The sequence below is a fragment of the Mesorhizobium sp. LSHC412B00 genome (assembly GCF_000503035.1).
Classification (GTDB): Bacteria; Pseudomonadota; Alphaproteobacteria; order Rhizobiales; family Rhizobiaceae; genus Mesorhizobium.
Genome location: NZ_AYWB01000008.1, coordinates 81122 through 102052 on the forward strand (window position 1 = coordinate 81122; position 20931 = coordinate 102052).

26 protein-coding genes are annotated in these 20931 nt (G+C 60.8%); 8 read left to right on the forward strand and 18 right to left on the reverse strand.

Going from position 1 to position 20931, the window contains the following annotated elements; all coding sequences use genetic code 11:
- Positions 1-26: 26 nt before the first annotated feature.
- The 4 genes from X757_RS148430 to X757_RS148415 form a co-directional block, all read right to left on the reverse strand.
- Positions 27-518 (reverse strand): Lrp/AsnC family transcriptional regulator, encoded by a 492-nt coding sequence (locus X757_RS148430; RefSeq protein ID WP_023669013.1) that lies wholly within the window; start codon positions 516-518, stop codon positions 27-29.
- A gap of 143 nt (positions 519-661) precedes the next feature.
- Positions 662-1279: a uracil-DNA glycosylase family protein gene (locus tag X757_RS148425; protein WP_023669014.1), complete on the reverse strand. Its 618-nt coding sequence runs from the start codon at positions 1277-1279 to the stop codon at positions 662-664.
- Complete coding sequence (locus tag X757_RS148420; protein ID WP_023669015.1) at positions 1279-1890, reverse strand: glutathione S-transferase; 612 nt, start codon at positions 1888-1890, stop codon at positions 1279-1281. Before X757_RS148420 ends, X757_RS148425 begins: the two co-directional genes overlap by 1 nt.
- 39 nt (positions 1891-1929) lie before the next feature.
- Positions 1930-2553 carry a thermonuclease family protein gene (locus X757_RS148415; RefSeq protein ID WP_023726596.1) on the reverse strand — a complete coding sequence of 208 codons (624 nt, stop codon included), beginning with the start codon at positions 2551-2553 and terminating at the stop codon, positions 1930-1932.
- A gap of 75 nt (positions 2554-2628) precedes the next feature.
- Between X757_RS148415 and X757_RS148410 the strand changes: the two genes are divergently transcribed.
- Positions 2629-4152: a HAMP domain-containing sensor histidine kinase gene (locus tag X757_RS148410; protein WP_023726597.1), complete on the forward strand. Its 1524-nt coding sequence runs from the start codon at positions 2629-2631 to the stop codon at positions 4150-4152.
- Positions 4153-4161: 9 nt separating this feature from the next.
- On the opposite strand, the gene X757_RS148405 is transcribed toward X757_RS148410, so the two are convergent.
- Positions 4162-5160 carry a nicotinate-nucleotide--dimethylbenzimidazole phosphoribosyltransferase gene (locus X757_RS148405; protein WP_023726598.1) on the reverse strand — a complete coding sequence of 333 codons (999 nt, stop codon included), beginning with the start codon at positions 5158-5160 and terminating at the stop codon, positions 4162-4164.
- 187 nt (positions 5161-5347) lie between these two features.
- On the opposite strand from X757_RS148405, the gene X757_RS148400 reads away from it, so the two are divergent.
- Both X757_RS148400 and X757_RS148395 read left to right on the forward strand, forming a co-directional pair.
- Positions 5348-5581 carry a DUF1289 domain-containing protein gene (locus X757_RS148400; protein ID WP_023824914.1) on the forward strand — a complete coding sequence of 78 codons (234 nt, stop codon included), beginning with the start codon at positions 5348-5350 and terminating at the stop codon, positions 5579-5581.
- Positions 5582-5594: 13 nt separating this feature from the next.
- Positions 5595-6299 (forward strand): TIGR02281 family clan AA aspartic protease, encoded by a 705-nt coding sequence (locus tag X757_RS148395; RefSeq protein WP_023726599.1) that lies wholly within the window; start codon positions 5595-5597, stop codon positions 6297-6299.
- Positions 6300-6304: 5 nt separating this feature from the next.
- On the opposite strand, the gene dusA is transcribed toward X757_RS148395, so the two are convergent.
- Positions 6305-7300 (reverse strand): tRNA dihydrouridine(20/20a) synthase DusA, encoded by a 996-nt coding sequence (gene dusA / locus X757_RS148390; protein ID WP_023726600.1) that lies wholly within the window; start codon positions 7298-7300, stop codon positions 6305-6307.
- Positions 7301-7528: 228 nt separating this feature from the next.
- Positions 7529-7825, reverse strand: a complete 297-nt coding sequence (locus tag X757_RS1000000168000; protein ID WP_023726601.1) for a hypothetical protein — start codon at positions 7823-7825, stop codon at positions 7529-7531.
- 248 nt (positions 7826-8073) lie between these two features.
- Between X757_RS1000000168000 and X757_RS148380 the strand changes: the two genes are divergently transcribed.
- The 3 genes from X757_RS148380 (at position 8074) to X757_RS148370 (ending at position 9644) form a co-directional block, all read left to right on the forward strand.
- Positions 8074-8421 (forward strand): DUF1294 domain-containing protein, encoded by a 348-nt coding sequence (locus tag X757_RS148380; RefSeq protein ID WP_023726602.1) that lies wholly within the window; start codon positions 8074-8076, stop codon positions 8419-8421.
- A 365-nt stretch (positions 8422-8786) separates the two neighbouring features.
- A complete protein-coding gene (locus X757_RS148375) occupies positions 8787-8975 on the forward strand; it encodes a hypothetical protein (RefSeq protein ID WP_156931615.1) in 189 nt (62 codons plus the stop codon).
- A 129-nt stretch (positions 8976-9104) separates the two neighbouring features.
- Positions 9105-9644 (forward strand): hypothetical protein, encoded by a 540-nt coding sequence (locus X757_RS148370; protein ID WP_023726603.1) that lies wholly within the window; start codon positions 9105-9107, stop codon positions 9642-9644.
- 23 nt (positions 9645-9667) lie between these two features.
- On the opposite strand, the gene X757_RS148365 is transcribed toward X757_RS148370, so the two are convergent.
- The 11 genes from X757_RS148365 to X757_RS148315 all read right to left on the reverse strand — a co-directional run bounded on the left by X757_RS148365 (position 9668) and on the right by X757_RS148315 (position 18033).
- Positions 9668-10261 carry a hypothetical protein gene (locus X757_RS148365; protein WP_023726604.1) on the reverse strand — a complete coding sequence of 198 codons (594 nt, stop codon included), beginning with the start codon at positions 10259-10261 and terminating at the stop codon, positions 9668-9670.
- Entirely contained in the window at positions 10258-10857 is a 600-nt protein-coding gene (locus X757_RS148360; RefSeq protein WP_023726605.1) for a L,D-transpeptidase, read from the reverse strand. Before X757_RS148360 ends, X757_RS148365 begins: the two co-directional genes overlap by 4 nt.
- On the reverse strand, positions 10841-12004 hold the full coding sequence (locus X757_RS148355; protein WP_023726606.1) for an AAA family ATPase: 1164 nt from the start codon (positions 12002-12004) through the stop codon (positions 10841-10843). Before X757_RS148355 ends, X757_RS148360 begins: the two co-directional genes overlap by 17 nt.
- Entirely contained in the window at positions 12001-12636 is a 636-nt protein-coding gene (locus X757_RS148350) for a TadE/TadG family type IV pilus assembly protein (RefSeq protein ID WP_023726607.1), read from the reverse strand. Before X757_RS148350 ends, X757_RS148355 begins: the two co-directional genes overlap by 4 nt.
- Positions 12630-13124: a TadE/TadG family type IV pilus assembly protein gene (locus X757_RS148345; protein ID WP_023726608.1), complete on the reverse strand. Its 495-nt coding sequence runs from the start codon at positions 13122-13124 to the stop codon at positions 12630-12632. The genes X757_RS148350 and X757_RS148345 overlap by 7 nt, the downstream gene beginning before the upstream one ends.
- Before the next feature lie 5 nt (positions 13125-13129).
- Positions 13130-14581, reverse strand: coding sequence for a TadE/TadG family type IV pilus assembly protein (locus X757_RS148340; RefSeq protein WP_023726609.1), 1452 nt, complete (start codon positions 14579-14581; stop codon positions 13130-13132).
- 69 nt (positions 14582-14650) lie between these two features.
- Entirely contained in the window at positions 14651-14932 is a 282-nt protein-coding gene (locus tag X757_RS148335; RefSeq protein WP_023753016.1) for a hypothetical protein, read from the reverse strand.
- Positions 14933-14936: 4 nt separating this feature from the next.
- Complete coding sequence (locus X757_RS148330; protein ID WP_023726611.1) at positions 14937-16382, reverse strand: type II and III secretion system protein family protein; 1446 nt, start codon at positions 16380-16382, stop codon at positions 14937-14939.
- Between the two features lie 51 nt (positions 16383-16433).
- The gene (gene cpaB, locus X757_RS148325; protein WP_023726612.1) at positions 16434-17474 is read right to left on the reverse strand and encodes a Flp pilus assembly protein CpaB; all 1041 of its coding nucleotides are present in this window, start codon (positions 17472-17474) and stop codon (positions 16434-16436) included.
- 92 nt (positions 17475-17566) lie between these two features.
- Positions 17567-17785, reverse strand: a complete 219-nt coding sequence (locus X757_RS148320; protein ID WP_023726613.1) for a Flp family type IVb pilin — start codon at positions 17783-17785, stop codon at positions 17567-17569.
- Positions 17786-17814: 29 nt separating this feature from the next.
- Positions 17815-18033 carry a Flp family type IVb pilin gene (locus X757_RS148315; RefSeq protein WP_023726614.1) on the reverse strand — a complete coding sequence of 73 codons (219 nt, stop codon included), beginning with the start codon at positions 18031-18033 and terminating at the stop codon, positions 17815-17817.
- Between the two features lie 527 nt (positions 18034-18560).
- On the opposite strand from X757_RS148315, the gene X757_RS148310 reads away from it, so the two are divergent.
- Positions 18561-19949 carry a CpaF family protein gene (locus X757_RS148310; RefSeq protein ID WP_023726615.1) on the forward strand — a complete coding sequence of 463 codons (1389 nt, stop codon included), beginning with the start codon at positions 18561-18563 and terminating at the stop codon, positions 19947-19949.
- A complete protein-coding gene (locus X757_RS148305) occupies positions 19949-20920 on the forward strand; it encodes a type II secretion system F family protein (protein ID WP_023726616.1) in 972 nt (323 codons plus the stop codon). The genes X757_RS148310 and X757_RS148305 overlap by 1 nt, the downstream gene beginning before the upstream one ends.
- Positions 20921-20931: the final 11 nt, after the last annotated feature.

A 20931-nucleotide genomic window follows, 5' to 3' on the forward strand; every position in this document is an offset into this window, starting at 1 on the left:
CACCGCCCAGTCACGGACAACCGCGCTCAGGCCGCGTTGGCGCCGGATTCCTTGTCCAGCAGCATGTAGTCGAGCGGCATTTCGGTCGTGTACTTGATCTGCTCCATGGCGAAGGACGACGACACGTCGCGGATCTCGATCTTGGCGATCAGCCGCTTGTAGAAGGCGTCATAGGCGGCGATATCGGGCACCACGACGCGCAAGAGATAATCGACGTCGCCGCTCATGCGGTAGAATTCGACCACCTCGGGAAATTCCTGGATGACTTCCGAGAAACGCCGCAGCCATTCATGGCTGTGCGAATTGGTGCGGATCGACACGAAGACGGTGACGCGCACATTGACCTTTTCGTGGTCGAGAATGGCGACGCGCCGCTTGATGACTCCCTCTTCCTCCAGCTTCTGGATGCGGCGCCAGCACGGCGTCGTCGACAGGCCGACTTTCTTGGCGACATCGGCAACCGCGAGCGTCGCGTCCTCCTGCAGGAGGCGGAGAATTTTTCTGTCGAGGCGATCCATTGAGGTGCTCCTGGTGCAGGCCGCGTTCCCTCGGGCGCGACGCGCTTTGGGAATAGATTGGCTATACTCCCTCTTATTTCGACCTTTCACAAGAAAGAAATTCTGCCGGATGGCACAAAAGCGAGTGATATCTTGCTTAAAGTCTAATCTATGCGATAGCGGATTTCCGATCTCAGAAACGGCAGCAAATCCATTTCAAACCATGGATTCTGCTTCCGCCATCCTGAGTTGCGCCATGACGGGTGTGGCAGCGGCAGCACTTTCAGGCTGGCCGGCGCATCCCAGATGGTGCGCCAGTCCTTCACGGTTTCGGTCAGCGACGGCCGGCGCGTGGCGCCCATATGCCAGGATTGCGCGTAGGAGCCGATTGTCAAAACGAGGTCGATCTGCGGCATCAGCGCCATCAGCGGCGCGCGCCAGGCCAGCGCGCATTCTCGGCGCGGCGGCAGGTCGCCGCCCTTGGCGTCCTGGCCGGGGAAGCAGAACCCCATTGGCACGATGGCGAATTTATCCGTGTCGTAGAATTCCTCGCTTGTCACGCCCAGCCAGCTTCGCAAGCGGTCGCCGGACGCGTCGGTGAACGGCATGCCCGACAAATGCACCTTTGTGCCTGGCGCCTGGCCGGCGAGCAGGATGCGGGCACTGGATGATGGCAGCAGCACCGGGCGCGGCTCGTGCGGCAGTGGCCTGCCGACCGGAGTGTCGACGCAGATGCGGCAGGCGCGGACCTTTGCCGTCAAGCGTTCGAGTTCCGCCTCCATCAGGCGGAAGCGCTCGGACGGCTCGAGACGGCGCTGTACCAGCGCAGCACGTTGGTGCACTCGTCCGGCACTTTGATGCGCGCCGGTTTCATGAAATCCATGGCGATCATGCCGGTGATATCGGCGATCGAATAGGCGTCGCCGGCGGCGAATTCGCGGTTTGCCAGTTCGGGGTCGAGCAGTTTCAGGAATTCGACCGCTTTCGCCTTGTTGGCCTCGCCCCATTGGGGGATCTGCGGAATTTCCCATTCCTTCATCGCCGGATGGATGTGGCGAAAAGCCTGGGCGACGCAGCTGAGCAGATTGAACTCCATGCGCCTTTGCCACATCTCGACCTTGGCCCTGCCGAGCGCGCCTTGCCCGAACAGCGCCGGTTCGGGATGCAGTTCCTCGAAATAGCGGCAGATGGCGACGGATTCGGTGAGGATGGTACCGCCGTCGAGCTCGAGCACCGGCAGCCGCTGCAGCGGGTTGCGCGACCTGACCGGCTCCTGCTTGTGCCCCATCGCACCCATGTCGACCGGCACCAGCGGCACTGCGATGCCCTTTTCGGCGAGGAAAACCCGCACGCGCCGCGGATTGGGGGCGCGGCCGCCGTCGAACAGTTTCATGCTTATCCTCCCGATCTGGTCCTTCAACTATAGTGCTCGTCACCAGAAGCGAAACATCTCTCGCAAGGCGTCACCGACCGAAGCCAGGGTGCCGTGCTTTCTTTCGAGCGGGCCGCCGTGGTGGCTTTCGCGCCAGTCTTGCGGCTCATCGAACGTGCCGGCCCAGATGCCAACCTTGCCGGCGCGGGCAATGGCCTGCTCGGTGTCGAAATCGCCATAGGCAATGGCCCAGCCGGCCTCAACCTGGGCCCGGTTGAGATCCTTGCCGCCGGCCTTGCAATCGCCGAGCAGGCGGCCGTAGCGGTCGCGCTGCCAGCCGCTGCAGGTCACCGGATTTCCTGATATCAGCCGCACCAGCGCCTGGCGCGCCAGCCTGCCGCAGGCGTAGTCTGCGCCATCCCTACGGCAGATCTGCTGGTATTCCGGAGCGTCGATGCCGCGCATGCGGATACGTTCGGTGCCAAGAGTGAGTGAATCGCCATCGTTGACGATCGCCACCCCTTCCGCCTTGCGCGTCTCGAAACGGTCGAGGCGTGCGGCGAGCAGGATCAGCAGGCCGAGCAGAATGACCGTCAGCGCGTAATCCAGCAGCTTGCGCCACAGGCTTCGCGGCGGCGGCGGATAGTATCGCCGGCGCGGCCTTGGCGACCACGAACGGCTCATATGGCAAACAGTCTCTTAATCATTCGAACGTAGCTTAACGAATTGAGATCGCTGCGCGCATAAATCGAAGTTTCCATGCCTCTGCTACGCTCGAACACAGCGGATAAATTCATTGTGGACCGCCGGAAACCGCACCGCAACAGCGATGTGGCGCGCGCGGTGCGCAAGACGCGCGACCGTCTTTCGCAGCAGGTTGGCAATCTCGACTTCGACCGTGAACTGCTGAAGCTGCATGCCGGGACCATGGTGCGCGGCGCAGCCGTCATCCCACTGCTGGTGTTGGCGGTCGCGGCGGCCGGGCTGCTGGCCGGTGTGGACAAACAGATCAGCGTCTGGGCGCTGTTCACCCTGATCTGCTATTCGATCGTCGCCTTCATGGCGCGCCGCGTCGAGCGCACCGAAGCCGCCGAGCTCAATCCTGTTCACACCCGCAGGGATTTCCTGATCGGACATTCGCTGTGCGGCCTCGGCTGGGCGTGGTTCGCATGGCTCGGCTGCGCCACCTGCCAGATCGACCAGTTCCAGGCCGCCAAGGCGGTGGTGCTGCTGCTGGCCATGGCGGCGACCGCTATCATGGCGTCGTCCTTGCGCGGCTCTCTGCTTGCCACCTTCGTCGTTCCGGTGGCGGTCTATGCCTATGCTGAAACGAAATTTTGGGTGCCGGTCGGGACGATCATGGTCGCCCTGCTGGTCGCGGCATTGCCGTTCTTTGCCTATATCGCGCGCCATCTCAACCGCTCGTCGCTGATACTTCTGTCCTTCCGCTCCGAAAAGGACGCGCTGCTCGCCGAGGTGGAGACAGCGAAATCAATGTCGGACGAAGCTCGTCGGCGGGCCGAAGACGCCAATCTGGCGAAGTCGCGCTTCCTTGCTTCTATGAGCCATGAGCTGAGGACACCCCTCAACGCCATTCTCGGGTTTTCCGAGGTGATGGCCAATGAGGTGCTCGGGCCGATGAGCAACCCCACCTATCGCGACTACGCCCGCGACGTGCACGATTCCGGCCAGCATCTGCTCGACCTGATCAATGAAATCCTTGATCTGTCGCGCATCGAGGCCGGCCGCTATCAGCTCAACGAAGAGCCGGTGATGCTGCTCAACATCGCCGAAGATTGCTGCCACATGATGGAATTGAAGGCGCGCAACAAGGACATCCGCATCGTCCAGGATTTCGAAAGTGCCCTGCCGCGGCTGTTCGCCGACGAGCGCGCGGTGCGGCAGATCACGCTCAACCTCCTGTCCAACGCCATCAAATTCACCGCCACCGGCGGCGAAATTCGCGTGCGCGTCGGCTGGACGGCGGGCGGCGGCCAGTACATTTCGGTCAAGGACAATGGGCCGGGCATACCGGAGGACGAAATCCCGATCGTGCTGTCCGCCTTCGGCCAGGGCTCGATCGCCATCAAGAGCGCCGAACAGGGCACCGGGCTCGGGCTGCCGATCGTTCAGGGCCTGCTCGCCATGCATGGCGGCGAATTCGAACTTCAGTCGAAATTGCGCGAAGGCACCGAGGCAATCGCCATCTTCCCGCTCGCCCGAGTGATGGAGGAACTGCCGGCGCTGCCGACAAAGGCGGTCGCGGCGGCTCGCCGACGCTGACAGCTTGTTCTAGGCTTTGACCGCCGCCGCCATGCCCGAACTGGTAAGCGCCGCCGCCTTGACCAGACCGGCGGCAAGGGCGGCCCCTACCCCTTCGCCGTGGCTGATGCCGAGATCGAACAGCGGCCTGAGGCCGAGCCGCTCGGCGGCAAGCCTTTGGCCGGGTTCGGGCGACTGGCTGGCCAGCAGGCAATGGTCGAGCGCACCCGGGTTGGCGGCATGCAGCACGGCAGCGGCAGCGGTCGCGGCGAAGCCGTCGAGCAGCACCGGGATTTTTTGCATCCGGGCGGCGAGGATAGCGCCGGCAATGGCCGCGAATTCGCGGCCGCCGACCCGGCGCAGTGCTTCCAGGGGGTCCTTCAGAGCCGCACCATGCAAGGCGACGGCTTTATCGACTACATCAGCCTTGCGCGCCTGCATGGCCGCGTCGGCGCCCGAGGCGGGGCCGACCCAGTCGGCGCCGCTGCCACCGAACAGGGCGGCGCACAAAGCCGCCGCAACGGTGGAGTTGCCGACGCCGAGATCGCCGAGGCAAATCAGATCGGAGCCACCGGCAATGGCTTCCATGCCGAAGGCCATGGTGGCGGCGCAGCCGCGTTCGTCGAGGGCGGCGTCCTCGGTGATGTCGGCGGTCGCAATGTGCAGCGCCAGATCGAACACCTTGAGGCCAAGATTGTTGGCGACGCAAATCTGGTTGATTGCCGCACCGCCGGCGGCGCACAGCTCAACGGCGTTTGCGGTCGCAGCGACAGGGCGCGGCGAGATGCCGTGGCGGGTCACGCCATGGTTACCGGCGAAGATCGCCACTAGGGGCCGGTTCACCGCCGGCGGGGCGCGCCCGCTCCAGACAGCAAGCCAGGCGGCGATGTCCTCGATACGTCCAAGCGAGGCTTTCGGCTTGTCGGCCTTGGAAAACAGGGTGCGCACCCTGTTTTCCGCGACTGTATCGGCAGGCGGCAGGCTCGCCAGCAGATTGCGAAAGTCGTCGAAGGGCAGCGCGCTGGTCATGTCGGTCCTGATCATTCCCTGTGGTTGATCAGCGGCATAACCGCCTTGCCCGGCCGGCACAACTCCCCTCGACATTGGCGCGAAAGCGGTTGCCCGCGCCGCATTCCGAAGGGCTTGCATTGGCTTTGCCGTTGCACCATGTGGAGATGGAACGAGGGATTCCGGACGGAACCTTCAAGAGAAAGTCATGACGGCCATCGAATCCCCGTGCATCCTGGTCTGTTCGATCGACATGAAAACCGGCTTCTGCTTCGGCTGTGGCCGCACGCGCGATGAAATCGGCGCCTGGATGGGGATGACGCCGGAGGTACGCCGCAGCGTCATGGCCGAGTTGCCGGCCCGATTGGAAACGGTCGAGCGCCGGCCGCGCCGGGAAACACGCCGCAGCCGCATGGCGCGCGAGCGCGACGTCCTCTCTTGAGGCGGCAGGTCCAATGAACCGACTGTTCTGGATCGTGATGGCGGCAATCGGCCTCGGGCTGGTGCTGCTGATGATCAACAACGACGCCGGCAGCACGTTCGGCATCGAGAATTACGATTTCAGCCGTCTGGTCTGGCTGGGGGCGATCGGCTTGCTCGTCAGCGCCGGCCTTGTCCGGTCCGGCAGGCCGCTCGGCGTCATGGCCCGCAATCTCGGCACGTGGGCCCTGATCGTGCTGGCGCTCGTCGCCGGCTACCAGTACCGCTACGAGTTGCAGGATTTCGCCAGCCGGGTGACGGCGGGCCTCGTTCCCGGCAGCCCGCTGGCGCTCGGCGTCGAGGACGGCCATGCCACCGTGACCCTGGACAAGGCCGACAGCGGCCATTTCGAGGCCCGCATCACGATCAACGGCGCGCCGATCCGCACCGTCGTCGATACCGGCGCGACCAGTACAGTGCTCACCGCCGAAGACGCGCAGGCGGCCGGCTTCAATCCGGCCGCGCTGAGCTTCACCGTCCCGGTCTCGACCGCCAATGGCATGGCACGCGCCGCTTCGGTGCGCACCGACGAACTGGCGATCGGCGGCATCGTGCGCAAGAACATGCAGGTGATGGTCGCCGCGCCCGGCGCGCTCAGCCAGAGCCTGCTCGGCATGAACTTCATCGGTTCCCTGTCGGGTTTCGACGTGCGCGGCGACCGGATGATTCTGCGCGACTGAACTGCTTAAGCGGCCTTTTCAACACGGTCGAAATCGACGGCAGCGAACGCTGCCTTCAGCACATCCGGTCCGGCGCCGGGTTTCGTCGCGTCGGTGGACAGTATCTGCCGGAAGCGGCGCGCGCCCGGCAGGCCGTGGAACAGCCCGACCATGTGGCGGGTGACGTGGCCGAGCCGCCCGCCCTGCTCGATATGCCGCGCGGCGTAGTCGGCCATCGTGTCGATCAGCGCGGCAAAATCGTAGGCGCCGGCCTTGTCGCCGTAGAATGCCGCGTCGACGCCGGCCAAGATGCCTGGCGTGTGGTAGGCGGCGCGGCCAAGCATGGCGCCATCGACATGATCGAGGTGGCGAGCCGCCTCTTCGAGCGATTGAACGCCGCCGTTGATGCCGATGAATTTGTTCGATTTTCCCGCCTTGAGGCGATAGACCCTGTCATAGTCGAGCGGCGGGATGTCGCGATTTTCCTTCGGGCTCAGACCCTCCAGCCAAGCCTTGCGCGCATGCACCCACAGCGCGTCGGCGCCGGCCGCGAAAACGCCGTCGGCCAGCGCGTCGAGCGCGGGCTCCGGATCCTGCTCGTCGACGCCGATGCGGCATTTGACCGTCACCGGGATTTTCACCGCCGCCTTCATCGCCGCCACACAATCGGCGACGAGGTCAGGCACTTTCATCAGGCAGGCGCCGAACGTGCCGGACTGGACGCGGTCGGACGGACAGCCGACATTGAGATTGATCTCGTCGTAGCCGAAGCCCTCGCCGATGCGCGCCGCCTCGGCCAGCTTTTGCGGATCGGAGCCGCCGAGCTGCAGTGCCACCGGATGTTCGGTCTCGTCAAAACCAAGCAGCCGCTCGCGCGCACCATGGATGACAGCGTCCGCCACCACCATTTCGGTGTAGAGCAGCGCACGCTGCGTCAACTGGCGGTGGAAGAACCGGCAATGCCGGTCGGTCCAGTCCATCATGGGTGCAATAGCCAGTCTATGATCTTGATTTTTCAGCATTTTTTCTTTAACATCAAATCGTTAGAGCAGCCCGAGTGCACGCGAATTTACGCCAGAATACGACCCTTTTCGCCACGTTTCGATCTCTCAGTGCACACGGAGCGCACACGAGAAAATGGCCACCTACACAAAACTCTCGTCCGGTTCATGGCGTGTCCAAGTCCGTCGCAAGGGTCGCTACGTTAGCGAGACCTTTCTGCGCCGAGACGACGCCAGGCGCTGGGCAACCTAAACCGAGCGCCAAGTCGATCGCGGTGAGACGCCGACCAAGTCCGTATAGCGCGCCTGAAAACTTTCGGCGAACCCATCGACCTTCATATCGACGACATGTGCGATGTAGGCAAGTCCCCTCGCCGCTCCAAGGCCGCAGCCCTCGATATGCTCCAAAGACATCTGGGGAAGTGCAACATAGCTGCCCTTGATCGCGAACGGCTCATTCGTTTTGGTCGCGACCGGGCCGCCCAAGGTGCCGGACCGATGACGCTCGGCATCGACATTGGCTTTGTAAAACTCATTCTGGCTCATGCCGCTGCGGTGCACGGTCTGCCCGTCAAGGTCGAACCGGTTGATCTCGCGCGTATTGCCCTGAAGAGGCTTCGCGTGGTTGGAAAGGCCATCAGCGCGACAGGCGCCCGACGCAGGATGAACTCGACAGGCTCATCGGTCACTTCGTGTCACCATGACGACGTTTCAGATAGCCCATTTAGATGGACCCGTTGCCATCCGATGATTTAGCGGGCTTAGGTTATACTGGCCCGAAGGTGGAGGAGCGCATGCCGGGGCAGTTTGCAATCGGGGTCATCGGCTACGCTGTCGCGGTAAACTTGCTGGCTTACGCCACCATGTCGTTCGACAAGGCTAAGGCCAAAAACGGTGCCCAACGCATTCCAGAGTCGACGCTTCTTACACTCGCCATCATTGGCGGTAGCATCGGGACTGTGATCGCGCAAAAGACGATCCGGCACAAGACGCGCAAGGAGCCGTTCCGCTCCAGCCTCGCTCGCATCGTCCTGCTCCAAGTCCTCGCGGTAATCGCGATTGAAGTGGGATTGCTCTTTCCGGGATTGCCCGAAGCGCTCTCGCAATTACTGACATTCGGAGGCGAATTCGGGGGCCTCTAGTTTCAAGGGTGTCAAGAGCGGACGTTCAAGCGGCACCGGATCAGCGATGAATGCCGGCGCGCGCCCTACCGGAACCGACCCCGACTGCTGGCCATCAATGCGCGGCTAGCGTCAACCTTCGCGAAAAAGGGACGAGCATCGGCACCTTTCGCGAGTACGCGTCGTATTCTGGAAAGGCGGCCAAGGACAAGACGCGTACTTCGTTCAACATCCGCCGGTATTGAATGGCAAAATTCACTGCGAGGAGCCAAGAATCGCGATCGTGGTTACCCGGTAGCCAGGCCATTGGAACCAGTTCGCGAATTCGGCGTTGCGAGCGGATGATCAGAAGTTTCGCTTACGCTCTTATCCTCGTCCAGGTATCCATGGCGACCGCGCTGGCTACACAGGTATTCCTGTCGACCGCCGAGGAAGCCCGTAGCTCAGAACTCTCGCTGGCGCCGGCGCCAGGCGAAGAGGGATGCGCCAAGGCGATGTGGCCCAATATTCCGGAACGATGTCTGCAACGAGTCGAGCCGAAGGTGGTGACGCTCGTGCTCACCCAAAACAACTAATGGCGCATGCCGCTTTCTGATATGCAGCTGCCATGCGCCGCTGGCTGCGCTGCCGCGGCACCACCAACGCTCCGTTAAGCCTCGCTCAATCTCTGCAAGCTATCTTGTTGCCAGTTTGTCGAGGGTGACATGAAGCGCAAGTCGATAATGCTCTTTGCCTTCCCAGCTCTGATCCTGCTTATCTTGGCAGGGGAGCGCATGGCGACTTTCTTGCTGGGAGCATATCCGGCCAGTCCCACAATGTGGCGGTTTTGGCTTGAACTAAGGCCGCTGTCGACCATGTTCTGGCAACAGGTCGATCTTTATCTCGGGTCGTCGATGGTTTTTGATGCCTTGATGCTGGCCGCCGCGTCGACCGCTTGCTGGATGGCGTGCCGCACAAGAAGGTCGGCCGCGTTCTTCTTCCTTGCCAACCACGTCGCCCTGCTTTTCGCCGGGTTGATGATCGCTGTCACCAGCCATTCCGAAACAGCCAGCACGATCGCCTCTTTCACGGTACCCGGCGGCCTTCCGTTCCAACTAACGGTCGATTTCACCTTGAAGAACAGTCTTGTGCTGTTTCTGGGCGTGACGGCATGCGCCTACTGCCATGTCATCTTCCTCAGCGAAACCCGACAGCGGTCCGAAGCGCTGGCCGCTAGGCTCGTTGCTCTGCAGCGAGATCTCTAGGATAGCCCCACCTTTTTCCGGCGTTAGTTGATCTTCCGGTAGTAAACCTTGCCGTCGGCCTGCTCTATGCGCTGGTAGTCGGGGCTTGGGGCAGGCGCTGCAGCTGCAATCCTCCTTTTGGGCGGACGCGGTGTATCGACGACGCTGGGCTCGGTCGCGTCTTCACCATCGAGAACAGCAGGCGCCTCCGCCATGCTGCTGGTCGTGTCGACGGAAGGTTCCGCTGCGCTCGACGTGATTTCGTCATGGACAATAGGCTGGTTCTGTTCCAGCCGGGCTATGCTCCGGTTGATTTCGCCAAAGCTGCTCTGCAGTTGACTGTCGAGTTTTTCAAATCGGCTTTGAAAACCGTTGTTGACCATGTCCAGCCGGCCCCCGATTCGTTGTTCGAACGTGCCTAGTTGTTCCAAGCGCCCTTCCAAAAGGCGCATATCGCTGATGCCGCGGTATAGATAAACCGCGGCTACCATATTCACCAAAGTGAGCAGGGAGGTGCCGATGATGACCGCGCCGATAATGCTTTTGTCGCTCGGTTTCCCAACGACAGCCTGCTCTCCGGTGCGGGCTGCTGTCCCAATCTCGATTGCCGGCATGTCCGGTTCGCTGATCATCGTCATTGAACCACCACCTTTGCGCCGATCGCGACGCGCTTGAAGAGATCGATCACATCGGTGTTGGTAAGGCGAAAACACCCCGATGTTCCGTCGAAGCCAACACCCTTGGGATCGTTGGTTCCGTGTATCCGATAGAGCGTGTCACGCCCGTCCCGAAGCAGATAGAGCGCCCTGGCGCCGAGTGGGTTGTAGGGACCGGCAGGCACCATTTGCGGCAGGTCCGGCTGGCGGGCGCGCATTTCGCGGGGTGGGCGCCATTCCGGCCATTCGGTCTTCGCCCCCACCTTGACGACCCCGGTCCAGCCAAATCCGTCGCGTCCGACGCTGATCTGATAGCGAAGCGCCTGGCCCTGTCGGGTCACCAGGTAAAGCGCTTTCTCGTCCTTGCGGATAACGATTGTTCCGGGCTGTTCTGTCGTCTCGAAGGCAACTGTCTTGCGCAGGCTGGGGCCCATTGCCGGCAGCGGCGGCCGATCCGAAAGTGCCGATCGTGCGCTGGCGAAATCCTGGACCAGCATCATCAGCGCAATGCTCATGACGCAGGCCAATCCCGGGCCAATCCGATACCTACTTGGCCGCCCCCTATTTGGCAGCGTCATCGAGCCGCTCTTTGAACATCCGCTTGAGGTCCTTGTTGAAGCGCGCACGCCCATCCACCTCGGCAGGCAGGATAGCACGGTTCAACGCATCGGTGAGAAGCGCATTGTCCAGCGCGACCGATTTGATATGCGGCGCCTTGAAAATCTTTTCGAGTTCGCTGCGCGAAAAGTGGTTGCCGAACCATTTGCGCTTGTGCTTGTTGGCGACCAGCGTGATGCTGACAGCATTGCCACGCAACTCACGGATCTTCTTGTAGAGCCGTTTGCCTTGCCGCAGCGAGGCGACGTTGAGTTCGAAGACGATGAAGATCTCATCGCTCGTCGACAGCACGGAATTGTGCCAAGGCGTCTCGATGTTCGGCAGGTCGATGACGATGTCGTCAAACCGGTAGGCGACGAGGTCCAGCAGCCGGAAGACAAAATCACTGCCCTGCGGTTCGAAAGGCAATTGCGGCCTCTCGAAGGAATAGAGCGTCAGCCCGGACGGGCGCGAGAGCTTGATGACATCCATCAGTTCGACGTCGAGCCTCTCCGGCTGGCCGATGATGCCGCCGAGGTCGAACTGGTTGAACTGGTTGAGATAGGCGCCGCAATTGGCGCTCTGGAAATCTAGGTCGACCAGACAAGTGGAAGCCGCCCGCTCTTTCGACTTCGATGACAGGAACTCGGCCGCCGAGAGAGCGAGCGTCGTCGCGCCGGCGCCGCCGCTCGCACTGATGAAGGTGATGATACGGCTTTTGGTTCCCTGGTTGCCGGTGTCGTGGAAGGTCACCGCATTGAGCAGTTCCTTGCCGTCGAGCGGCTTGTGCAGCCAGTCCGAAGCGTTCATGCGCACCAGCACACGCGTCTGCTCCGACGACAGTTCGTCCGAGACCGCGATAAGCGGCACGGTTGCCCAAAGGGCGCGCACTTCGACGATGCCCGGCCTGCCGAGCAACTCGCCATTGCCGAGGTCGAGGATGACGATGCCGGGGCGCGTGTCCGCGGGCGGCCCTTTAAGGAAGTCACCGGTCTCGGAAATCCGGACATCATAGATCGCCAGCGCGTCGAGCCGCGTCGCCACATCGCGCTTGAAATTCGCATCCGACGAGAACAGGGCGACCTGCTTGCGTTTGGTCGGTGTAACCTTGGTGTTGATGGCGTTCATGGGTAGCTACTCTTCATGTCTTCGCCCGTAACCGTGCTCAGCATCGAGGGCATGGTGATGTCGCCGAACCCGAGCAGTCCGCCGAGAAAGAAGAACTGGAAAGGATGATTGACTATGCTGACCGTTATCGTCGGAACCGGCCCGCTGGGACGCGTCCAGTAGCCGAGGCCGGAGGCGGCGTATTCTATCTGAATCTCGGATTTCTGGAGGGTGGGCAGAAGAGTGACCATGCCCGCCCGCCCCCCGCCACCGCTGAAAACAAAATCGAATGAGACCTGGCTCGCTGTGAGGTCCTGACATGTGCTGCCTGTGCGGCAAACGCACGAAACGGTGCCGGCGGTATTGGCGGTGCAGATGTAGTCGTACGTGCCCGCAGGAACGGCGGTTCCCACCAGCAAGGTGTCGGAGGGTGTCTTTGCCTCCTGCGCAAGCCCACTCGCGACCGGCGTCGAAACCTGCGCCAGTCTGGCGCCCATCTGTACGGCCTTGTTGCCCGCGTTCCATTGGTACAAGAGATAGCCAAAGTCGACAAAGCCGAGCAGCAGCGTCAGCAGCAACGGCATGGCAACGGCCATTTCAACCATTGTAGCGCCGGACTGATCCGCGCCGAATTTTGTCTTAGCCGTCACCATCCGAAGACTCGCTCCTGATGCGACACGGTTATTGTGAGAGCCCCGAAGCCCAGATAGCTCCAAAGCCCTAGATCGCTGTATGGGAATGAAGTGCTGACCTCTACGACATCCACTGTGCTGGTGCTGCTGAGGTATAGTTCGGTGCCAGTGGAGACATCGACCGCGTCAGCGAAACTCTTGGTGACCGTGACCTGTCCATTGGTCCAGCCTTTTACCCTCGCGATGCTGCCGGTCACAGTGCCATTTACAGCCAGGTTCGTTCCCAGGGTAACGCAATTGGCCCAGTTGCTGTCGTTACAGCGGGCCATGTAACGTGCGCCGTCCTCTACACCAGCCTCGAGCAGAAGGCGCGTGTTCAGGATGTTGGACAATTCGAACACACCCGCCGACAAAAGCAGCATTAAGGGTACGATGAGCGCCACCTCGACCAGTGCAGCGCCGTTCTCGTCGCCTCTGAAACGCCGGGTGATTTGCCTGAGCCTGATCATCTGCTCTACCGGTAGAGCTGGGCTTCATTGCGCTGAAGCTTCTTCAGCGTATTCTGACCGACGACCGTGCTGATGTCCTCGATCTCGCCGTAAATGTCGGCGTTGGGCGCACCGCCCGCCGGTTCGGTTACGAACACGCTGGCAAAAGCCTGCACCGGCAAAGTCTGCCCACCACCTTGGACTGTGTTGGCCACGCAGTCGATGATCGCCACGTAAAGCAGTCTTCTGTCGGCACCCTGCGTCGTCGTGTTGCACTGAGGGGCAGTCGCCTCCTGCCCGCTCTTCAGGGTGGGATTGGCAGTTTCAAACTTGTAGACACAGTATCGGCTGGGATTTGCGCCGCACGAGGTAATCACCCCGGCAGTGCTGGCGTTCCCATGGTTGACGGTCCAGTAACCTGCGAAGTCCCAGCTGCCATCTCCCAGCACGCCTGCCTGCGAACAACTGCCCGACGTAAAGCAATTGTCCCGGGGAAGCGCCTTATAATTGTTCGCCTGCCCGCTGTTGGGCGCATCATAGCTGCAGTTTGACTTTCCCGCATTCTTCACAACCATGCCTTTGCGGACATTGGGCGCCGGCGGGTTAAGTGTGGGATCGGTCTTATATGGCCCGCCATTGTCGTAAATGTCGAAACGGGTGTTGATTCCGGCATTTACTGGAGGAATGTTGCCCGGGCGGGTTTTTACGCCGTTCTGACTATAGCAGGCAGGCGGGCTGGTAACCGCGAACATTTCAGTAAGCGTCTCCGTCGATTTGTCGCCCTGCGGCGATGACAAGAACCCATAGTTGCCGGGACCATATTGTGCGCTGGAGCCGCCGGTCTGCTCCTTCAGCCAAATCATCGGCTTAGTGGTTCCCGACACGGCTGTCTGGAGAGCGCCGATAGACGTATAGGGATTGCAAATGAACATCGGTGTGAACTGACACAGGGCGTTGTTAAACCCTGCCACCGCCTGCGTCTGCAGGTTCATGGTGTCATTGCTTCCGACAAAACTCGCCGGGAAGATTGTAGCAAACGCAGTGGAGTTGACAGTTACCTCAGCGAATCTCGCCACCTTCGGATCTGTGGTGCTCCAGTTCACGCCGTTTTCGTCCACGCCGGCGGCGTTGAGCCCGATGCTGTCACTGGCGGGAATGCCGGACAGGTAGGTGACGGTCAGGTCGGCGGGAACCAGCTTGTGATAGTCAGCGGTAGAAAATTTCGTGGCATTTGTCTTCAGAAGATTGTCGCGAGCCCGGTTGGCCCTGGTAATAGCGTCCGTATTGCCATCCAGCTCGGCCGCTGCCGCCAGCGCAAATGCATCGGCGCCTTTCTGCATATCGTTATGAAGACTATTGGCCCGGCTCATGTCGATCGCCAGAAGCGCGAAGCCAACGAGCACCGGCACCATGATTGCGGCGAATAGCATCGCTAGGCCGCGTTGATCGTTCCAGAACGCCCTAATGGTCCCCAACATGACCTTACTCTCTGCTTCCTTTCACCGGGCCCCTCGCTCACCCGGCACAACGCGACCGCATCCTTCTGTTCAATTCGCTCCGTTGGTCACACCCGACCCGCCGACATTGACCGTTATCGCTGGCGGTGGCGGTGGTGGCGGTGGAAATTTGTAGCTCTGGGCAACAGCGGCAGCCCGCGTGCCGTCGCCTTCGATATGTGTGTTCTTCGCGTTCGGATTGAACGGATCCACCGTCTGCAGCAGCGAATTGTATTTCTGCGTGTCGCCGGCGGCGAGCGTCACTGAATCGTAGTGGTTCAGATAGTCGGCGGCGCAGCCCGATAGTGCACCGGCGCACAGAATGAGGATCAAGGCGCTATTTCTTGACATAGAGCATCTTGTCCTTCGATTTGAAGTCCAGCATGTGGCCATAGGGGCCAGTCACGCCGTCGCCCGTTTCATATTTTCGTATCATGTCCTTGTTCACTTCGAGCTGACCGAGGATGAAGAACTCCGGGTCGTTGGCCGGACGTGTCTTGTCGAATGGTGTCGCCAGCTGCTCGCCGGGCTTCACCGGCCGCACGATGTGCGGCGTGACGATGACGACCAGTTCGGTCTCTTCCTTCTGGTTGCTCGAATTGCGGAACAGCGAGCCGATGACCGGAACCTGGCCGAGCCACGGAACCTGGTTCTGCAACTTGGTGGTTTTGGTGGACAGCAGTCCGCCGACGGCGAAGCTCTGGCCGTCGCGCAATTCGACGACGGTTTCCAGCTTGCGGTTGGTGAAGATCGGGTCTCCGGCGGTGGTGAAACCGGTGAGGTCGCTCACCTCCGGCGCAAGCTTCATATGGATCTTGCCGTCGTCGAGCACGACCGGCGTGAAATTGAGATTGACGCCGAACTGCTTGTATTCGATCTGGATCAGCCCGTCGGCGGTGACGCTGCGGATCGGGACCTGGCCTCCAGCGTTGAAGCTGGCCGGCTCGCCCGAAAGCGTCGTCAGGTTGGGCTCAGCCAGCGTGCGCACCACACCCTTGGCCTCGAGTGCTTCGATGATCAGATCGACCTTGATGTTGCTGTCGATGACGCGGGTGATCAGCGCCGCGAAGGGATTGGTGTTCGACAGCAGGCCGGTGATCAGATTGCCGGGCCCCAGCACCACATCATCTTCGTCGACGGCAGCAACGCCCGTGCCTGTACGGGTCGTGCCGCTGCGATTTGTGCTCTTGATCGACACACCGAGGTCGCGGCCAGCATTGCGCTTGGCTTCCAGCACGCGGACCTCGAGATTGACCTGCTGGCTATCATCCACAATGACGGAATTGATGATGGCGTCGGGACCATATTGCTGCGCCACTTCCATGATGGACGCCAGCGTGGCGCCATCCTTGACGTGACCGCCGAGCCTGACCTTGCCGTTGATCGAACCGATTTCGATGCGCGCCCTGGGCGCTACCTGGCGGATCGCCTGCGCCATGTCGCTGACATCAACGCCGACTTCGATCTGGATGACGCCGAGTGAGCGCTTCTCAGGCGAGAAGAGATTGACCGTGGTGGTGCCGGCGCCCTTGCCGATGACATAGAGCGTGCGATCGGTCATCGGCTGAGCATCGGCGATCTTCTCGTCGCCGACGACGATATCGCCCAGATTGGCGCTCACCTGAATCGTGACCGATTGCGAGATCGGCAGAAAAACACGATGGACACTGGGGTTCGAAACGTCGATGAAACGGTCAGCCGCATCGGCTGCAAGGCCCGATAGCATCAGCGCAGCCATACCGGACAACGCGGCCGCCCCCATCCTAGCCCAAAACCCCTGCATCCCCATCTCCCCAATCACTGCCGCCGGCAGCCCTCGATTACCGCGTGTCTTCTATGGTTGTCGCGGCACATCGTAGGATTCGAGCTTTACGCCGCGAAACACGCCCACTGTAACATTCTTCGGCGGTTCCGGCTGTACGTATTTTATCACTTCCTTAACGACTTCCCGGACTTCCGGCGCGGACGCCACGGCCGGAGCCGGCTTCACTTTGCCCAACTCGTCGAGGCGGCTACCCACTCTGTCCACCGCCTGGGTCAATCCGGCAATCTTGTCGTCGGCGCGCTTGCGCTCAGCTGCGGCCTCCGCTTCGGCGGCTGCCTGCTTATCCAGTTCGGCCTGCCTTTTAGCAACATCGTCAGGCGTTTCGCCGGTCAGATCCGAGAGCGTGACGCGTTCGGTCGTCTCGCCCTTGCTGGCCGCTGCTTGGCGAAGCGCCAGCGACAATTGGCCGGCGCCCGCCGCCAGGGTCAGCTTCTGCGCATCCTTGGTGCTGGCCTCCAGCGTTACGGCCTTGACCACGGTCGGGGCGTCCTTGCTTTCATCGGCGACCTGGTCGACGGCAAGCACCTTCATGCTCTGTAACAACACATCGACAAAACTCTTGTCCATACCGTCACTGTCGCGCACAGTGCGCGTCAGCAAGACATCGACCCGGTCACCCGGGAAGACGAATCCGGCGACGCCAAGCACGTCGTTGACGCGAATGGACACTGCTTTCATGCCTTCGCCGAGCACTGCCGAAAGCGTGGCGCGCTGGCCTGGGCCGGTGATCTTGTTGGCAAGCAGCGGTTCGTTGACGCCGATCATCTGCAGCGCCTGCTTTGCGCCTTCGCCCGCGAGCGCGTCCTTTGTTGTCTTGAATGCGCCTGCTGGAACCGCGCCCGCCGGCCAGGCGATTTCGCGCAGCTTTTCTGATGTCAGCGTGTCGCCGAACTTCAACGGCACCGCCGCCACCACGACCGTGTCGCGCTGGACGCCGTTTGCCTCGGCCATGGCGCTGCGCTGGTTGGCCAGCCAAATGTTGACAAGCACCACCGCGAGCACGCCAAACACGCCGGCGAGCACGATCATGATAAATGTATTGGCACGCATTTGACCCAAGCCCCCAGGCCACTGCGGGAACTCGCCCGCCTCGATTTAGGATCAGGCCCGGATTTTAGGATCCGGGCCTGATTTCTTGTCGATCAGCTGCCCGTCCCGGCGGCTGCATCGCAAAGTCCGCCGGCTTTGCCGTCGAGCTTGCCGCAGAGACCAGTAAAGCGCCCGGTCACCCAGCCACCGATCGCCAGAATGGCGAGAATGGCTGCACCAGCGATGATGCCAACCAAAATCGAATATTCGACCATGGCAGCACCACTCTCATCATCGCGAAACTGCCGCGTGATCGTCGTGAGTTTTTCCATGTCAGTTGTCCCGATGTCAGTTGTCCCGATCAGGTGCCGACGCCGGTGCCCTTAAGGCAGGTGCCGCCAGCCTTGCCATTCAGGGTGTCGCAGAGACCGCTGAAGCGGCCGCTGACCCAGCCGCCGATGGCGAGGATCGCCAGGATCGCCGCGCCGGCGATAATGCCGACGAGGATGGAATATTCGACCATAGCAGCGCCGTTTTCATCGTCGCGGAACTGCCGGGTCATCGTCATGAGCTTCTTCATGTCAATGTCTCCCTTTGGAGGTTGAACCCGACGAGACAGAGCCAAGGATGAACCCCATACCCAAGCATCCCCCGTCGTCTCGATCCTAGGTCGCACGAAAAAGCAGAGTCAAACGGATTAACGGTTCCTTAACCCTCCAATACCTGAACTTGCGCAATCAAAAGCCATTTGAATTGTAACAAGAGCTTGATTCGGCTGGATTTTCAACCGTCCTTAACCATTCGTTCACAATTTGGCCGCAGCCAAGGCAAAACGACAGTCGTATTAGCAAATCTGCATATTCCTTTATATCTAAGGGTTTACGGGGATCTTTCACCCGCATCTCATTTGTTGCGGTATGAAAGGTCCCGTGAGGTGGAAGTTGGGGAGACGGTCAAGCGCGCGGCATCGAAATAAAACGATATTTTTCTGGCCTCCTCCTTAACTATGTTGAAAGCATTGGCCTCACGCGAGACCCTCCAGCGCTTGTGCCTCGCTTGGTTAACGTTTAGTTTCCGCTAATAAGGGCTAGCGGGGTGTAAGGGATTATGCTGGGGCGGTTTATCAAGGGACCAAGCGAGCAGCAGGCTGCGATAAGGGCCGAGCAGCCGACGGTGCTGCCTGCCGCTCCGGCCCTTTCGCCGGCCGCTGATATTGAACCGCGCGGCGATGATTTTCTGACACTCAAGGTCGAACTTCATCGGCACCTTATCGATCGGTTCAATCTGACCGCTCTTGAAAATGCCAGCAAGGACGAGATTCTGAATGAGATCCGTCCGATCGTTCGCGAGTTCGTTCGAAATCGAAGTGTGCCGCTGAACGCCCGCGAGCTCGACCAACTGACCATCGACACGGCCGACGAGATGCTGGGCCTCGGGCCGATCGAGCCGCTGCTCAAGGACGACTCCATTACCGATATCCTGATCAACACCCACAAGCGTGTCTTCATTGAACGGCGTGGCCTGGTTGAAGAGACGGCTATCCGGTTCCGTGACGAGGCGCACCTGCTGCGCGTCATCAACAAGATCGTTTCGGCGATCGGCCGGCGCGTCGACGAATCGTCCCCGATGGTCGATGCGCGGCTGGAGGACGGCTCCCGCGTCAACATCGCGGTTCGGCCGATATCGGTGGACGGCCCGCTGGTCTCAATCCGCAAATTCTCGAAGAATCCGTATTCGCTCGAACGACTGATGACGCTCAATTCAATCAAGCAGCCGATGATCGATCTGCTGCGAATCGCCGTCCAGGCGCGCAAGTCGATCCTGGTTTCGGGTGGCACCGGCAGCGGCAAGACGACCTTGCTCAACGCGCTGTCGAGCTACATTCCTTCCAGGGAACGCCTGATCACCATCGAGGACGCGGCGGAACTGCAATTGCAGCAGCCGCATGTCGGTCGGCTCGAAACACGTCCGCCGAATGTCGAGGGCAAGGGCGAGGTCCGTCAGCGTGAGTTGGTCAAGAACGCACTGCGCATGCGGCCCGACCGCATCATCGTTGGTGAGGTGCGTGGCGAGGAAGCCTTCGACATGCTGCAGGCCATGAACACCGGCCATGAAGGCTCGATGACCACCATCCATGCCAACACACCACGAGACGCCATCTCGCGCCTGGAGCAGATGGTCGGCATGGCCGGCATGCCGATGACACACGAATCCATCAGAGCTCAGATTGCCTCGGCCATCGACATCATCGTGCAGACGCAGCGTCTTTCGGATGGGGGCAGACGGGTCATTTCGATATCGGAACTGACCGGCATGGAAGGCAATGTCGTTCAGCTTCAGGAAATCTATCACTTCGTCAGACGCGACGTCACTGCGGACGGTGCGATTATCGGCGATTTTCGAGCAACTGGTGTCCGTCCGCGTTTCTCATCGGAGGCGGCGACGCTCGGACATCACTTTGGCAAGGACGCCTTCAATCCGCAGGTTCCGCTCTGATGCTGTCCGGCCAGCCCTTGCTCTATTTCATCTATACGGTGGCGGCAGCGTCAGTCATTCTCGCCGCTGAGGCCCTGTATCTTTCTTATGCCAGTCGCCGCTCGCGCGCCGGAGCGGTCAATCGCCGGTTGAAGCGCCTTGCTGACGAGGTTCCGGCCGAGCAGACCCTGCAACGACTGCTGCGCGAGCGTGGGCTGACAAGCTCCGGTGACTTCCTTTTTGGTCTAGTGGGTCTGAATAGACTCTACACGCAATCCGGCATCACAGGGAATCCCGTGACTTTCGCGGTGACATTCATTGTCGTTGGGCTTGCCCTGGCAATGGTTCTCTCATTGTTCCTGGGTGTCTCGACCCTGATATCGTTCATCATTTTCCTGGTGACTGGGCTTTTGCTGCCAATCCTTGTTCTGCGACGCGCCCGAAACAAGCGTATCCGGAAGTTCGCCAGGCAACTTCCGGATGCGCTGGACATGATCGTGCGCTCGCTGCGGGCTGGACATCCCGCCACGGTGGCAGTTGGTCTCGTGGCCCGGGAGATGCCCGATCCTCTCGGCACCGAGTTCGGCATCGTGTCCGACGAGATCACCTTTGGTCTCAGCATGGAGCAAGCGGTGCGGAAGCTGTCTCAGCGTGTCGGCTTCGAAGGCCTTCATCTGCTGTCAGTGTCACTGTCGATTCAGGCAAAAACAGGCGGTAATCTGACGAATATCTTGCACAATCTCTCATCGGTGCTGCGTGAAAGGCATAAGCTTGGGATGAAAATCAGAGCGCTTTCAGCGGAAGGTAGAGTGTCAGCATGGATCATCTCGCTATTTCCAGTCGTTATGTTCTTCGTTCTACTGGTTCTTGCGCCAGCGTACTATGGCGATGTTTTGGGCAATCCAATAATTATGCCTGTATTCGTGATCTTTGGGACATGGGCACTTCTGGGTGATTTCATCATGTATAAAATGGTCAACTTCGACTTTTGACGGGAGGTAAG

Coding starts and splice junctions, on each gene's coding strand:
- X757_RS148430 (WP_023669013.1), bottom strand. CDS start 518: ATGGATCGCCTCGACAGAAAAATTCTCCGCCTCCTGCAGGAGGACGCG.
- X757_RS148425 (WP_023669014.1), bottom strand. CDS start 1,279: ATGGAGGCGGAACTCGAACGCTTGACGGCAAAGGTCCGCGCCTGCCGC.
- X757_RS148420 (WP_023669015.1), bottom strand. CDS start 1,890: ATGAAACTGTTCGACGGCGGCCGCGCCCCCAATCCGCGGCGCGTGCGG.
- X757_RS148415 (WP_023726596.1), bottom strand. CDS start 2,553: ATGAGCCGTTCGTGGTCGCCAAGGCCGCGCCGGCGATACTATCCGCCG.
- X757_RS148410 (WP_023726597.1), top strand. CDS start 2,629: ATGCCTCTGCTACGCTCGAACACAGCGGATAAATTCATTGTGGACCGC.
- X757_RS148405 (WP_023726598.1), bottom strand. CDS start 5,160: ATGACCAGCGCGCTGCCCTTCGACGACTTTCGCAATCTGCTGGCGAGC.
- X757_RS148400 (WP_023824914.1), top strand. CDS start 5,348: ATGACGGCCATCGAATCCCCGTGCATCCTGGTCTGTTCGATCGACATG.
- X757_RS148395 (WP_023726599.1), top strand. CDS start 5,595: ATGAACCGACTGTTCTGGATCGTGATGGCGGCAATCGGCCTCGGGCTG.
- dusA (WP_023726600.1), bottom strand. CDS start 7,300: ATGCTGAAAAATCAAGATCATAGACTGGCTATTGCACCCATGATGGAC.
- X757_RS1000000168000 (WP_023726601.1), bottom strand. CDS start 7,825: ATGAGCCAGAATGAGTTTTACAAAGCCAATGTCGATGCCGAGCGTCAT.
- X757_RS148380 (WP_023726602.1), top strand. CDS start 8,074: ATGCCGGGGCAGTTTGCAATCGGGGTCATCGGCTACGCTGTCGCGGTA.
- X757_RS148375 (WP_156931615.1), top strand. CDS start 8,787: ATGGCGACCGCGCTGGCTACACAGGTATTCCTGTCGACCGCCGAGGAA.
- X757_RS148370 (WP_023726603.1), top strand. CDS start 9,105: ATGAAGCGCAAGTCGATAATGCTCTTTGCCTTCCCAGCTCTGATCCTG.
- X757_RS148365 (WP_023726604.1), bottom strand. CDS start 10,261: ATGACGATGATCAGCGAACCGGACATGCCGGCAATCGAGATTGGGACA.
- X757_RS148360 (WP_023726605.1), bottom strand. CDS start 10,857: ATGACGCTGCCAAATAGGGGGCGGCCAAGTAGGTATCGGATTGGCCCG.
- X757_RS148355 (WP_023726606.1), bottom strand. CDS start 12,004: ATGAACGCCATCAACACCAAGGTTACACCGACCAAACGCAAGCAGGTC.
- X757_RS148350 (WP_023726607.1), bottom strand. CDS start 12,636: ATGGTGACGGCTAAGACAAAATTCGGCGCGGATCAGTCCGGCGCTACA.
- X757_RS148345 (WP_023726608.1), bottom strand. CDS start 13,124: ATGATCAGGCTCAGGCAAATCACCCGGCGTTTCAGAGGCGACGAGAAC.
- X757_RS148340 (WP_023726609.1), bottom strand. CDS start 14,581: ATGTTGGGGACCATTAGGGCGTTCTGGAACGATCAACGCGGCCTAGCG.
- X757_RS148330 (WP_023726611.1), bottom strand. CDS start 16,382: ATGCAGGGGTTTTGGGCTAGGATGGGGGCGGCCGCGTTGTCCGGTATG.
- cpaB (WP_023726612.1), bottom strand. CDS start 17,474: ATGCGTGCCAATACATTTATCATGATCGTGCTCGCCGGCGTGTTTGGC.
- X757_RS148320 (WP_023726613.1), bottom strand. CDS start 17,785: ATGGAAAAACTCACGACGATCACGCGGCAGTTTCGCGATGATGAGAGT.
- X757_RS148315 (WP_023726614.1), bottom strand. CDS start 18,033: ATGAAGAAGCTCATGACGATGACCCGGCAGTTCCGCGACGATGAAAAC.
- X757_RS148310 (WP_023726615.1), top strand. CDS start 18,561: ATGCTGGGGCGGTTTATCAAGGGACCAAGCGAGCAGCAGGCTGCGATA.
- X757_RS148305 (WP_023726616.1), top strand. CDS start 19,949: ATGCTGTCCGGCCAGCCCTTGCTCTATTTCATCTATACGGTGGCGGCA.